This window comes from Micromonospora inositola, assembly GCF_900090285.1.
GTDB lineage: Bacteria > Actinomycetota > Actinomycetes > Mycobacteriales > Micromonosporaceae > Micromonospora > Micromonospora inositola.
In genome coordinates, this window is record NZ_LT607754.1 from 5,318,611 (window position 1) to 5,330,776 (window position 12,166).

13 protein-coding genes are annotated in these 12,166 nt (G+C 73.5%); 3 read left to right on the top strand and 10 right to left on the bottom strand.

The genetic code is table 11. The annotated features are described in order from the left end of the window. Nucleotides 1-270: 270 nt before the first annotated feature. Nucleotides 271-852, top strand: coding sequence for a helix-turn-helix domain-containing protein (locus GA0070613_RS25385; RefSeq protein ID WP_089014571.1), 582 nt, complete (start codon nucleotides 271-273; stop codon nucleotides 850-852). 85 nt (nucleotides 853-937) lie between these two features. Beyond that, complete coding sequence (locus GA0070613_RS25390; RefSeq protein WP_089014572.1) at nucleotides 938-1,624, top strand: alpha/beta fold hydrolase; 687 nt, start codon at nucleotides 938-940, stop codon at nucleotides 1,622-1,624. Between the two features lie 488 nt (nucleotides 1,625-2,112). On the opposite strand, the gene GA0070613_RS25395 is transcribed toward GA0070613_RS25390, so the two are convergent. The 6 genes from GA0070613_RS25395 to kdd are packed head-to-tail and all read right to left on the bottom strand — an operon-like array spanning nucleotide 2,113 to nucleotide 8,815. Continuing rightward, nucleotides 2,113-3,447, bottom strand: coding sequence for a glutamate mutase L (locus GA0070613_RS25395; RefSeq protein ID WP_089014573.1), 1,335 nt, complete (start codon nucleotides 3,445-3,447; stop codon nucleotides 2,113-2,115). Continuing rightward, nucleotides 3,444-3,836 (bottom strand): 3-aminobutyryl-CoA ammonia lyase, encoded by a 393-nt coding sequence (gene kal / locus GA0070613_RS25400; protein ID WP_089014574.1) that lies wholly within the window; start codon nucleotides 3,834-3,836, stop codon nucleotides 3,444-3,446. Before kal ends, GA0070613_RS25395 begins: the two co-directional genes overlap by 4 nt. Then, on the bottom strand, nucleotides 3,833-4,612 hold the full coding sequence (gene kamE / locus GA0070613_RS25405; RefSeq protein WP_089016194.1) for a lysine 5,6-aminomutase subunit beta: 780 nt from the start codon (nucleotides 4,610-4,612) through the stop codon (nucleotides 3,833-3,835). Before kamE ends, kal begins: the two co-directional genes overlap by 4 nt. A 5-nt stretch (nucleotides 4,613-4,617) precedes the next feature. After that, nucleotides 4,618-6,180: a lysine 5,6-aminomutase subunit alpha gene (gene kamD, locus GA0070613_RS25410; protein WP_089014575.1), complete on the bottom strand. Its 1,563-nt coding sequence runs from the start codon at nucleotides 6,178-6,180 to the stop codon at nucleotides 4,618-4,620. Then, nucleotides 6,177-7,748 (bottom strand): amidohydrolase, encoded by a 1,572-nt coding sequence (locus GA0070613_RS25415; protein WP_089014576.1) that lies wholly within the window; start codon nucleotides 7,746-7,748, stop codon nucleotides 6,177-6,179. Before GA0070613_RS25415 ends, kamD begins: the two co-directional genes overlap by 4 nt. Nucleotides 7,749-7,753: 5 nt before the next feature. Next, the gene (gene kdd, locus GA0070613_RS25420; protein ID WP_089014577.1) at nucleotides 7,754-8,815 is read right to left on the bottom strand and encodes an L-erythro-3,5-diaminohexanoate dehydrogenase; all 1,062 of its coding nucleotides are present in this window, start codon (nucleotides 8,813-8,815) and stop codon (nucleotides 7,754-7,756) included. 147 nt (nucleotides 8,816-8,962) lie between these two features. Between kdd and GA0070613_RS25425 the strand changes: the two genes are divergently transcribed. Further along, on the top strand, nucleotides 8,963-10,369 hold the full coding sequence (locus tag GA0070613_RS25425) for a KamA family radical SAM protein (RefSeq protein WP_089014578.1): 1,407 nt from the start codon (nucleotides 8,963-8,965) through the stop codon (nucleotides 10,367-10,369). A 191-nt stretch (nucleotides 10,370-10,560) separates the two neighbouring features. On the opposite strand, the gene GA0070613_RS25430 is transcribed toward GA0070613_RS25425, so the two are convergent. The 4 genes from GA0070613_RS25430 to GA0070613_RS25445 form a co-directional block, all read right to left on the bottom strand. Further along, complete coding sequence (locus tag GA0070613_RS25430) at nucleotides 10,561-10,896, bottom strand: YnfA family protein (protein WP_089014579.1); 336 nt, start codon at nucleotides 10,894-10,896, stop codon at nucleotides 10,561-10,563. Next, complete coding sequence (locus GA0070613_RS25435; RefSeq protein ID WP_331716701.1) at nucleotides 10,893-11,366, bottom strand: MerR family transcriptional regulator; 474 nt, start codon at nucleotides 11,364-11,366, stop codon at nucleotides 10,893-10,895. Before GA0070613_RS25435 ends, GA0070613_RS25430 begins: the two co-directional genes overlap by 4 nt. Beyond that, nucleotides 11,363-11,686, bottom strand: coding sequence for a hypothetical protein (locus GA0070613_RS25440; protein ID WP_089014580.1), 324 nt, complete (start codon nucleotides 11,684-11,686; stop codon nucleotides 11,363-11,365). Before GA0070613_RS25440 ends, GA0070613_RS25435 begins: the two co-directional genes overlap by 4 nt. A 129-nt stretch (nucleotides 11,687-11,815) precedes the next feature. Next, nucleotides 11,816-12,010, bottom strand: a complete 195-nt coding sequence (locus GA0070613_RS25445) for a CsbD family protein (protein ID WP_089014581.1) — start codon at nucleotides 12,008-12,010, stop codon at nucleotides 11,816-11,818. Nucleotides 12,011-12,166: the final 156 nt, after the last annotated feature.

Here is a 12,166-nt window from a genome sequence, read left to right on the forward strand (position 1 = left end):
GTCGCGGGTCGTCGGTGCCACGCTCCGCCGGACCGCGACCGATCGCAAGGATTGTTGCCGGTATGGCAAACGAATCAGCTGGCGGTTCCCTCAGCTGGACGGTCGATCGGTGAGCCGTCTGCCGAAGGACATGCCGACGTCGGTGTCCCGGCCCGCCTGAGTCGGGCATCCGGATGACGGGCAGGTCTCCGTCCCCGTACCGCCGCTCCCCGGTCAGGATCGGGAACGGCGCTCGCCGGCCCGCGGTCGCCGACAAGTACCGTTGCCGGTATGGCAAACGAGGAGGCGGCGGTGCTGGCCGCGGTGGGTCCCCGGCTGCGGGCCCTGCGCACCCGGCGCGGCGTCACCCTCGCCCAGCTCGCCGAGACCACCGGCGTCTCAGTCAGCACCCTGTCCCGCCTGGAGTCCGGTGGCCGCCGGCCCACCCTGGAGCTGCTGCTGCCCCTCGCGCGGGCCCACCAGGTGCCCCTCGATGAGCTGGTCGGCGCGCCCGCCACCGGCGACCCGCGGGTGCACCCGCGCCCGATCGTCCGCCACGGCATCACCTTCCTGCCGCTGACCCGCCGCCCGGGTGGCCTGCAGGCGTTCAAGCAGATCCTCCCGCCGCACACCCCCGCCGAGCCGGAACAGCAGGTCCACGAGGGCTTCGAGTGGTTGTACGTGCTGTCGGGTCGGGTCCGCCTGCTGCTGGCCGAGCACGACCTCCTGCTCACCCCGGGCGAGGTCGCCGAGTTCGACACTCGCGTACCGCACGCGGTCGCCAACCCCGACCCGCAGCCGGCGGAGCTGCTCACCCTCTTCGGCCCGCAGGGTGAGCGGCTGCACGTCCGCGCCCGCCCCACCGCCCGTTGACCCTGGGGTGTTCCGACACGCACCTGTCGGACCCGCCTGGCATCCTGTGCGCCATGCGACCACGGGGCAGCTGCGGGGGGCGACGATGACGTACGTGCTCATCCCGGGCGCCGGCGGCAGCGCCGACTACTGGCGGCTGCTCGGCGGCGAGCTGCGCCGCCGGGGTCGGGAGGCGATCGCAGTGGACCTGCCGGCCGCCGACGAGCACGCCGCCCTGACCGAGTACGCCGCCGTCGTCCGCGCCGCGGTGCCCGACCGCCCCGACGTGGTACTGGTGGCCCAGTCGTTGGGGGCGTTCATCGCCCCGCTGGTCGCCGACCATCCGGCGGTGCGGCTGCTGGTGCTGGTGAACCCGATGATCCCGGCGCCCGGGGAGACCGCGGGCGACTGGTGGGCGGCGACGGGTCACCCGGCCGCCCGCGCCGCGTACGCCGCCGCGCAGGGCCGCGACCCGGACGCCGGCGTGGACCTGGCGACGGACTTCTTCCATGACGTGCCCGACGAGGTGACCGCGCGGATGATGTCCGCGGGCGGGCCGCAGGAGTCGCCGGCGGTGTTCACCCGACCGAATCCGCTGCGCCGCTGGCCCGACGTGCCGACCCGGGTGGTGTCCGGCCGCGACGACCGGTTCTTCCCGGTCGACTTCCAGCGCCGGCTGGCGCGTGAGCGGCTGGGCGTGCAGCCCGACGAACTGCCCGGCGGGCACCTGCTGGCGCTGAGCCAACCGGTGCTGCTCGCCGACCGCTTGGAGACGTACCGGCGGGAGGTCTGAGGCGGGAACGAAATCGGGGCGCGGCTCGCGCCGCGCCCCGATGCTCCCAGGCCCTTCCCGGCCGGTGGGGCGAGGATGAACGGCGCCGACCTTCGGACCGACCGGACGTGGACTGGCTGCCCCCGCCTGGCCGTTGTCTACTGGCCGTGCCTTTCACCCTGCCCGTACACCGGTAACCGCGGCCGGTTCGCGCCGCCCCGCCGACCCCCGTCCGCTGGACCTGGCCGCCGCGACCTGTGGGTCACTCGGCCAGCGGACGAAGGGACGAAGCGAACAACAGCCGCTTCCCGTGGTAGGACTCAAAGACGGTACGTGCTGGACCCCGCCCGCTGTCAACCCGTCCGGGCCTGTCGTGTGTTGCGCCACGGCGTGTCGCGTCGGCGAGTCTCGATCGACGGTGGGGAGTCTCCGCCGTGCGCGGTCGCCGCTGCTTCGGCCTTCACCCGTCCCCACCTCGGCGTTCGCGTCGACGCGGGGACGGCGGCGGGTCACCGGTCGAGGTGGCGGCGCAGCAGCGCCCGCGCCGCCCGGGGATGTTCCTCGGCGAGCAGCCCGCCGGCGGCGAGGACGTAGTCGACGTCGACGACCGGCCGGGCCGCGCGGGGCAGCGGCCAGCCGCCGGCGTAATCGGTCAGCACCGCGCCGAGTACGCCGGCGGCGTCGGTGGGCGTCGCGTGGCGCAGTACCCCGCCGGAGCCGACGAGCAGCCGCACGTCGCGCAGGTCCCGGCCGGCCCGTTCCCCGGTCGCCGCGCCACGGGCGTGCCGGCGCAGCGCCACGGTGGCCGCGAGGGCGGCGATCCGGGCGTCCACCGCCCGGTCGGTGTCGTCGGCGGGCAGGAAGCCGGGTTCGCCGGCCCGCACCGCCGCCGCGGCGGCCAGGTCGTCCTGCTCGGCCGGGGTGAGCAGACGTTCCTCGGCGGCCGCGCGCACCACGCCGGGGGCGCTCCACCGCATGCCCAGGTCCCCCTCGACGGTACGGGCCCGCCACAGGGTGCCGGCAACCTCCCGCCCGGGCCCGCTGTCGCGCTCGTCGGGGGTGAGCGCCGAGTACACGTCGGTGGTGGCGCCGCCGACGTCGACGACGGCGAGGTCCCCGCCGAGGGCGTCGGCGAGCAGTTCCACCCCGGTGAGCACCGCGTCGGGGGTGGCGGCCCGCACCAGCCGGGCGAAGCGGGTGCCGCGGGAGAGCCGTTTGCCGCCGATGACGTGGCGCAGGAACACCTCGCGGATCGCCGCCCGCGCCGACGCGGGGGCGAGCACGCCGATGCGGGGCAGCACGTTGTCGGCGACGGTCACCGGCACCTTCGCGGCGGCGAGCAGGTCGTGCACGTCGTCGCGGACGTCGACGTTGCCGGCGAGCACCACGGGCACCCGCCAGCGGGCCCTGGCCAGCCGCGTGGCGTTGTGGGTGAGCGTGTCGGCGTCGCCGCCGTCGGTGCCGCCGACCAGCAGCACCACGTCGGGGCGGGCGGCGCGCAGCGCGGTCAGCTCGGCGGCGCCGAGCCTGCCGGCGGCCACGTGCACCACGTTCGCCCCGGCGGACAGGCCGACCCGCCGGCCGGCCTGCGCGGTCACCAGGGGCTCGTAGCCGATGACCGCGAGCCGCAGGCCGCCGCCGGCGGACGAGCAGACGTACCAGGGCAGGTCGGCCACGCCGAGCCGGGCGGTGGCCGCGCCGACGGCGGCGTCCAGGCCGTGCAGCACGTCCGTGCCGACGGTGGTGGGCGCCGACGCGGCCGCGACCAGCGCGCCGCCGTCGAGGTCGACCACCGCCGCCTTGGTGTACGTGGACCCGACGTCGGCGCAGACGGCGACGTTCACGCCGCCGGGGGTACGACCACCGTGCCGGTCGCGGTGACCGCCACGATCGGCGCGGCGAGGACCTCGGCGGCCGACTCGCCCTTGTCGGGGCGGCCCCGGCACACCACGCGGGCCGCGAAGTCGATGGTGCGGCTGCGGGTGCCCACCCGGGTCACCGTCGCGGTCACCTCGAGGACGTCCCCGGCCTTCATCGGCGCCCGGAACTGGACGTCGGAGTAGGAGGCGAACAGCCCCTCGTCGCCGTCGGTGCGGATGCACACCTCGGTGGCGACGTCCCCGAACAGCCCCAGCGCATACGCCCCGTCGACCAGGTTCCCCGCGTAGTGGGCGTGCGAGTACGGCACGTACCGCCGGTGCGTCACCGTCAAGCCCAGCCGTGCGTCGCTCATGCCTTCGCCTTCTTGTTCGTGATCAGCGCGTGCACCAGGTAGCTGGCGACCTCGCCGGGGGTGGTGCCCCGGCCGAAGATCCGGTCCACGCCCAGCTCGTCGGTCATCGTCTCGTCGAACCGGGGGCCGCCGACGATCAGCAGCGGCCGCTTCCCGGCCGGCATCGCCTCGCGGAACGCCGCGGACATCTCCCGGGTGTTGTGCAGGTGCGCGTCGCGCTGGGTGACGACCTGCGACACCAGCACGGCGTCGGCCTTCTCGGCCCGGGCGGCCTCCACCAGCTCCGGCACGCTGACCTGCGCGCCCAGGTTGGTGACCTTCAACTCCCGGTAGTACTCCAGGCCCTTCTCGCCGGCGATGCCTTTGACGTTGAGGATCGCGTCGATGCCCACGGTGTGCGCGTCGGTGCCGATGCACGCCCCGACCACGGACAGCTTGCGCCGCAACCTCTGCTTCACCACCGCGTTGACCTCCTTGGCCGACAGCAGCGGGAAGTCCCGCTCGACCACCTGCACCGTGGCCAGGTCCACCAGGTGGTTCACCCGCCCGTACACGACGAAGAAGGTGAACCCGTCGCCGATGGGCTTGGCGTGCACCAGCATCGCCGGGTCGATGCCCATCCTGTTCGCGAGCTGGACGGCCGCGCCCTCGGCCCGCTTGTCGTGCGGCACCGGCAGGGTGAACGACACCTGCACCATGCCGTCGCCGGTGGTGTCCCCGTACGGCCGGACGATCTTCTTCTCGGCGCCGCCCGGCGCCGCCGGGTCGGCCTGCACGGCGCTCACGTGGCGTCCCCTTCCAGGATCTCGGTGGCCGGGTTGAAGTAGTCGGCTTCGTGCCTGGCGACGCCGTCGAGGCCCTTGCCCCGGTCCGCGGGCCGCTTCATGATCCCGAAGGTGCCCTCGGCGATCGCGGTCAGCAGCGACTGCTCGCCGATGCGCTCCAGCAGATCGACGGCCTCGCCCAGCACCCGGTGGGCGCGCTGCTGGATGAACCCGCCCGGCGCGGGCACGAAGTCCTCGTGCAGCCCACCGGCCGCGCCGAGCACGTACCGGACGTTCTGCAGGGCGATGTCCCGGTCGGACAGCCACGGCGTCACCACCGCCTCGGTCATCATGCCGACCAGCAGGATGCCCTGCCCGGTCATGGTGCCGACCAGGTTGAAGAACCCGTCGAGCAGGTTGCCGCGGAACACGTCGCCGGTCATGTGCTTCGTCGGCGGCATCCACTTCAGCGGCGCGTCGGGGAACAGCTCCCGGGCCAGCAGCGCGTGCGCCAGCTCCAGGCGGAACGACTCCGGCACATCCGGGTTGATCTCGAACGCGTGCCCCAGCCCCAACTGCCAGTCGGCCAGCCCAGCCTCGTGCGCGAAGTACTCGTTGAGCAGCTGCGACACGGTCACCGTGTGCGCCTCGTCGACGGCGTCGGCGGTGGTGAGGTAGTTGTCCTCACCGGTGTTGATGATGATCCCGGCCCGGGCGTGGACCTGCCGGGAGAACCGCTGGTCGACGAACGTGCGGATCGGATTGATGTCGCGGAACAGGATCCCGTACATCGAGTCGTTGAGCATCATGTCCAGCCGCTCCAGGCCGGCCAACGTCGCCATCTCCGGCATGCACAGCCCCGACGCGTAGTTCGTCAGCCGCACGTACCGGCCCAGCTCCTTCGACGACTCGTCGAGTGCCGCCCGCATCAGCCGGAAGTTCTCCTGCGTGGCGTAGGTGCCGGCGAAACCCTCCCGGGTCGCCCCCTCCGGCACGTAGTCCAGCAGCGACTGCCCCGTTGACCGGATCACGGCGATGATGTCCGCGCCAGCGCGGGCGGCGGCCTGCGCCTGGGGAATGTCCTCGTAGATGTCGCCGGTGGCCACGATCAGGTAGATCCACGGCCGCTGCTTCGGATCCCCGTACCGCTTCACCAGGCGGTCCCGCTCGGCCCGGCGCCGATCGATCTGCCGGATCCCGGCGGCGACCGCCCTGCGGGCGGCCTTGCGCGCCGCGGTGGCGGCCTTGCCGGTGGGCTGCTGGAACCGCACTGACCCGGCGGCGGCCTTCTGCGCCAGCAGCGTCACGTCGGTGATGTCCTCCCGGGCCAGGGCGTCGAACACCGACGCCGCCACCCCGTGCCCCAGACCCGTGTCGGCGACCACCGCGTCGACCAGGCGGTTCACCCACGGGATGCCGTCCGGGTCGGCGCCGGTCACCCCGGCCAGCCGCAGCACCGCCCGCTCCACCGACACGGTGGTGTGGCTGCGCGCCAGATCCACCACCGGCTGCCCGGCGCGGCGCGCCAACTCCCGCGCCCGCGCCACCAGCGCCGGATCCAGCTCAAGCTTGCCCCTCACGAAAGCCCTTCCTCATAGATCACGTCACCCCGCAGCACCGTGGCCCGGCACGCCGGCAGCGGCGTCGGGTCCTCCGGACCCCGCAGCTCCGGGTCCTCGGCCAGCAGCACCGGCAGTCCCCGGTCCACCCCGGCCGGGGTGGACCACACCGCGAACGTCGCCGGCGCGCCCAACGCGAGCACACCCTCGTTGTCCAGGTGCACCGCCCGCCACCCGCCGCGGGTGTGCGCGGCGAACGCCGCCCGCACGCTCATCCGCTGCGCCGGGTTGTGGTGCGCCGCCGCGGCCCGCACCGAACCCCACGGGTCCAGCGGCGTCACCGGCGAGTCCGACCCGAACGCCAACGCCACGCCGACGGAGTGCATCGCCCCCACCGGGTTCGACTCCAACGACCGGGAAAGGCCCAGCCGCGACTCGTACATCCGACCCGCGCCGCCCCACAGCCGGTCGAACGCCGGCTGCATGCTCGCGACGATCCCGTATTCCACGAACCCGGCGATCAGCCGCTTGTTCATGATCTCCGCGTGCTCGACCCGGTGCCGGGCCGCCCGCAGCCGGTCGGTGCCCACCTTCTGCGCCGCCGCCGCGAACCCCTCCAGAACCGTGGAGATCGCCGCGTCGCCGATCGCGTGGAACCCGCCCTGCAGCCCGTGCGCCGTGCAGTCCAGCAGATGGTCACGCACCTGCTCGGCGGTGACGTAACCGTGCCCGCAGCCGCCCGGCTCACCGTCGAGGTACGCCGCCGACACGTGCGCCGTGCGCGACCCCAACGCGCCGTCAGCGTACAAGTCACCGCCCGCCCCGACCGCGCCCAGTTCCCGGGCCTTCGCCGCGCCGAGCAACTCACCCCAGTACCCGTACACCTCCGGCACGCGGTCGCCGGAGATCGCCAACAGGCCAGTGAAGTCCGACTCGTCCGACGTGCCCGGCCCGCCGCACTCGTGCACCGCGGCGATGCCCAGCGACGCCGCGTGCCGCAGCGCGGTCCCCTGCACCGCCACCCGCTGCGCCGCCGACACCGAGCCCAGCGCCGCCGCCCGCACCACGTGGTGGGCGTCGCGCCGCAGCCAGCCCGACGGGTCGTAGCCGGGCGCGGCCGCCGCCTCCGGGCAGGCCGCCAGCAGCGCCGCGGACACCAGCGCCGAGTGGATCGACGCCTGCGACAGGTACACCCGCCGGCCGCCGGCCGCCCGGTCCAGCGTCGCCGCGTCCGGCAGGGTCTTCTCCGGCCAGTTCGACTCGTCCCAGCCGTGCCCCAGCACCACCGCGTCGCCCGGCAGGCCCGCCGCGAACGCCGACACCGCGTCCAGCAGCTCACCGGCCGAGCGCACCGCCGACAGGTCCAGGCCCGACATGGCCAGCCCGGTGTCGGTGGCGTGCACGTGGGCGTCCACGAACGCCGGTGTCACCAGCGCGCCGTCGAGGTCCACCACCCGGTCGGCGGCCGGCGCGTCCGCGGCCGCGCCCAGCCAGGCGATCCTGCCGTCACGCACCAGCAGCGCGGTCGCGCTCGGCTCGGCAGGGCAGTGCAGCACGCCGCCGCGGTACAAGGTCGAGGGGTTCGTCATGGGGTTCAGTCTGCCGCCAACCGGGACTCGAAGAGACGACGCACCCCCGGCTCGGAGCGCAGCAGCTCCAGCGCCACCTCCGCGTGACCCGGCACGTACCCGTTGCCCACCAGCATCGTCACGTCGGCCGCCAGGCCCTCCGCGCCCAGCGCCGCCGCCGCGAAACTCGTCGCCATCGAGAAGAAGATCACCGTGCCGCCGTCCTCGGTGGCCAGGACCGCCCCGTGCTCGCAGCCCGGCACATCCACGCAGACCACCGTCACGTCCGCGGGCGCGCCCAGCGCGGTGGTCACCGCCGTGGACAGGCCCACCGGGTCGCGGGCGTCGGCCAACGCGACGCTGTCTGCCAGCCCGGCCGCCGTCAGCGCGTCCCGCTCCGCCGCCACCGGCACCACCCCGACGGTACGAGCCGCGCCCGCCCGCCGCGCCGCGGCGAGGGACAGCGACCCGCTCTTGCCGGCGCCGCCGATCACCGCCACGCTCACCGGCCGCGGGTCACCCTCACGCTGCCGACGCGCCACGTGCTCGGCCACCACCCGGGCGGTCAGCGCCGGCGCCCCGCACACGTCGAGGACCGCCAGGGACAGCTCCGGGTGCAGGTCGGCCGGCAGCACCGCCGCGATCGACCGGGCGAACAGGATCGCGTACCCGTCGCAGGGCACCTGCTCGCTGCGCCCGTCCCAGCGGGCCAGACCGTCGAGGATCATCAGCGGGGTCAGCGTCAGCGACACCAGGGTCGCCACCCGGTCGCCCGCGGTCAGTCCCAGCGGGGACCGCCGCCCGGCCTCCTCGACCGTGCCGATCAGCATGCCGCCCGACCCGGTCACCGGGTTCTGCATCTTCCCCCGGCTGGAGATGATCTCCAGCACCTCGGCGCGGACCTTCTCCCCGTCGCCGCCGTGCTTCTCCGACAGTTGCCGGAAGCTCGCCGCGTCCAGGTTCAGCCGCTCCACCCGGATGCGGACCTCGTTCGACGCGATCCGCGGGTCGGCGTCCAGCCGCCAGGCCGCCTGCGGCAGCACCCCCGCCGGTTCCACGACGCGGTGCAGACCCACCGGTGACGTCACGCCGACCCTCCTCCGTCCAGCCCGCCCGAAGCCCTGGCCAGGACTCGCGTCGCGGGAAAACTTCCGGCAGAATAGTTTCTTCACCGGATATTTTCCAGTAGCCTTCGGGACCGCTGATCAACCCGCGCCACGCACCGAGGAGGGGCCGTGACCCAGACCCAACCGGTTGAGACCATCCCTCAACCCCGTCACGCCCCGGTCGCCGTACCGACCGCCGGGCAGCCGTACGAATACCGCCGCAGCCCCTTGGTCGAACCCGACTGGACCCGCTTCCCCGGCTGGCGCCACGTCACCCGCGAGCAGTGGGAGAACGCCCAGTGGCAGCGGGTCAACTGCGTCAAGAACATCAAGCAGCTGCGCACCGTCCTCGGCGACCTCGTCGACGAGTCGTTCTACGACGACCTCGAGGCCGACCAGAAGGCCCTGGCCACCATGTCGATGCTGGTGCCGCCGCAGATGATCAACACGATGGTGCCGTTCGCGCCGATGACCACCGAGGCGTTCCTCGCCGACCCCATCCGGCGCTACATGATCCCCGTCGCCTCCGACCGGCGCACCGACTGGCCGTCCCACCCCTACGCCAGCCGCGACTCGCTGCACGAACACGACATGTGGGTCGCCGAGGGCCTCACCCACCGCTACCCCACCAAGGTCCTCGCCGAGCTGCTCTCCACCTGCCCGCAGTACTGCGGGCACTGCACCCGGATGGACCTCGTCGGCAACTCCACCCCCGCCGTCGACAAGCTCAAGCTCACCCTCAAGCCCGTCGACCGCTACGACGCCCACATCGCCTACCTCAAGGCCCACCCCGGCGTCCGCGACGTCGTCGTCTCCGGCGGTGACGTGGCCAACGTGCCGTGGCGCAACCTCGAGTCGTACCTGATGCGGCTACTGGAACTGGAAACCGTCCGCGACATCCGGCTCGCCACCAAGGCCCTCATGGGCCTGCCCCAGCACTGGCTCCAGCCCGACGTCGTCGAGGGCCTGGAACGGGTCGCCCGCACCGCCGCCCGCCGCGGCGTCAACCTCGCCATCCACACCCACGTCAACCACGCCCAGTCGCTCACCCCGCTGGTCGCCAAGGCCGCCCAGACCGCCCTCGACGTCGGCGTCCGCGACGTCCGCAACCAGGGCGTGCTCATGCGCGGCGTCAACGCCACCACCCCGGACCTGCTCGACCTCTGCTTCGCCCTCCAAGGCGAAGCCGGCATCCTGCCGTACTACTTCTACATGTGCGACATGATCCCCAACGCCGAACACTGGCGGGTCCCGGTCTGGCACGCCCAGCAGCTCCAGCACGACATCATGGGCTACCTGCCCGGCTACGCCACCCCGCGCATCGTCTGCGACGTCCCCTTCGTCGGCAAGCGCTGGGTGCACATGCTCACCGAGTACGACCGCGAACGCGGCATCTCCTACTGGACCAAGAACTACCGCACCTCGATCGAGTCCGCCGACCTGGAGGCGCTCAACAAGCGCTACGCCTACTACGACCCGATCGACACCCTGCCGGAGGCTGGCCAGCAGTGGTGGGCCGAGCACCGCGACGACTGACCCGACCCACCGTCGCCCGGCACCCCTGAGGTGCCGGGTGACGCGTCTTCCCCACCGCGACACCACCGTCATGCTCACCGCCATGCTGCTGGCCGACGCCCGACGGCGCGCACCGGGCACAGCGGCCGTGGCGTAGAGGTCAGTCGCCCGGCCCGACTCTCGCCGCCCGTCGCTTGCGCGGGGACGGGCGTTCAGCTCTCCCTCGGCGCGTACATGATGACCGCCACGCCGAGCAGGCAGATCGCCGCGCCGACAACGTCCCAGCGGTCCGGGCGGAACCCGTCCACCACCACTCCCCACGCCAGCGACCCGGCCACGAACACACCCCCGTACGCGGCCAGGATGCGACCGAAGTTCGGGTCCGGCTGGAACGTCGCAACGAAGCCGTACGCCCCCAGCGCCAGCACGCCCGCCGCGACCCACCACAGCCCCCGGTGCTCCCGCCAGCCCTGCCAGACCAGCCAGGCTCCCCCGATCTCCGCCAACGCGGCCAGCACGAACAGCAGCAGGGACCGGGCGACCATCACGCCGTGACCCTACCCAGCGCTGGGCCCACACCCGGCCGGCACGCCTCGCCGACCCCCGACGCGCCGCTCCCCCGGCACATCGAACGGGAGCGGGCAGCGCGGCGTGCCCGCGCACTCCACCAGATCCGCGCAACCGTCCTCGACGGCCGCCCGCAACGTCCCGGCAACCACCCGCAGATCGGCGATCCGCGCGTCCACCTCGGCCAGCTTCGCCTCCGCCCGGGACCGCACGTCGGGCGCCCCACGCCGCCGCCCACCTCGAGCAGCCCGGCCACCTCGTCCAAGGTGAAACCCAACCGCTGCGCCGCCTTCACCACGCGCAACAGGGCGACCGTCTCCGGCGGGTAGACGCGGTGCCCGCCCGGGCTGCGGCTCGGCACGGCCAGCAGCCCCCGGCGCTCGTAGTAGCGCAAAGTCTGCGGGTTGAACCCCGCCGCCGCGGCCACCTCACCGCTGCGCAACCCGGTCACGACGCGCTCCTCGCAGCCGCCGCCCGATCGGCCAGTGCGTCCAGCACCGCAACGTACGCCGGCGGCACCCGCACGTCCACCCGGACTCCGCCTGCCGCATGGGCGACTGTGAAGCTGAAGAACGAGCAGCACGCGGATTCCCGCGCAGTCAGGTCCCGCGTCGCAGCCTCGGCGCCTCCCGCCAGTTCCCAAGGGGACAACCGCCGCTGGCCGCGCAGCGCCGTGCGGAACAGCTCGTCGAATTCGGCCACCCGCAGTGGCCGTCGCACCGTCGGCAGGGTGCACGCCTCGGGCACCCAACCCTCGTCATCGCGGCTCATGCCTCGACGGTAATCCCGTACCCGGGTACCGAACGCAAGCCCGGAACGTGGCGGTGCCGAGTCTCAGAACGCCAGTATGGACACGCGATGGCGGGCCCCCGGAGACCGGAAGCCCGCCGCCCGTACGGGTCACTTCTCGAACGAGGTCCGCACGTCGCGGCCGGCCTCCTTGACGTTCTCGCCTGCCTGCTGGGCCCGGGCCGCGCTCTGCTCCCTGGCGCCCTCCGCCCGCAACCGCTCGTTGTCGGTGGCGTCGCCGATCCGCTCCTTGGCGAGGCCGCTCATCTCCTGGGCCTTGCTCTTCGCCTTGTCGGTGAAGCTCATGGGGCTCTCCTCCGCTGCCGCGGTGCTGCGGGCCGTCGCCCGCTCCCCCACCGCGTCCCCAGGTGTTCCCCGCTGAAACGCATGCTCTTCCGGTGGCGGCCGGCACCGCCGCCAAGGCGTCCTAGGATACTAGGTGAACGGGAGGACGCTGCGGCT

What these genes read in the sequence shown, in the direction of transcription:
- GA0070613_RS25385 (WP_089014571.1), top strand. Translation starts at nt 271, where the DNA reads ATGGCAAACGAGGAGGCGGCGGTGCTGGCCGCGGTGGGTCCCCGGCTG.
- GA0070613_RS25390 (WP_089014572.1), top strand. Translation starts at nt 938, where the DNA reads ATGACGTACGTGCTCATCCCGGGCGCCGGCGGCAGCGCCGACTACTGG.
- kal (WP_089014574.1), bottom strand. Translation starts at nt 3,836, where the DNA reads ATGAGCGACGCACGGCTGGGCTTGACGGTGACGCACCGGCGGTACGTG.
- GA0070613_RS25415 (WP_089014576.1), bottom strand. Translation starts at nt 7,748, where the DNA reads ATGACGAACCCCTCGACCTTGTACCGCGGCGGCGTGCTGCACTGCCCT.
- GA0070613_RS25440 (WP_089014580.1), bottom strand. Translation starts at nt 11,686, where the DNA reads ATGAGCCGCGATGACGAGGGTTGGGTGCCCGAGGCGTGCACCCTGCCG.
- GA0070613_RS25445 (WP_089014581.1), bottom strand. Translation starts at nt 12,010, where the DNA reads ATGAGCTTCACCGACAAGGCGAAGAGCAAGGCCCAGGAGATGAGCGGC.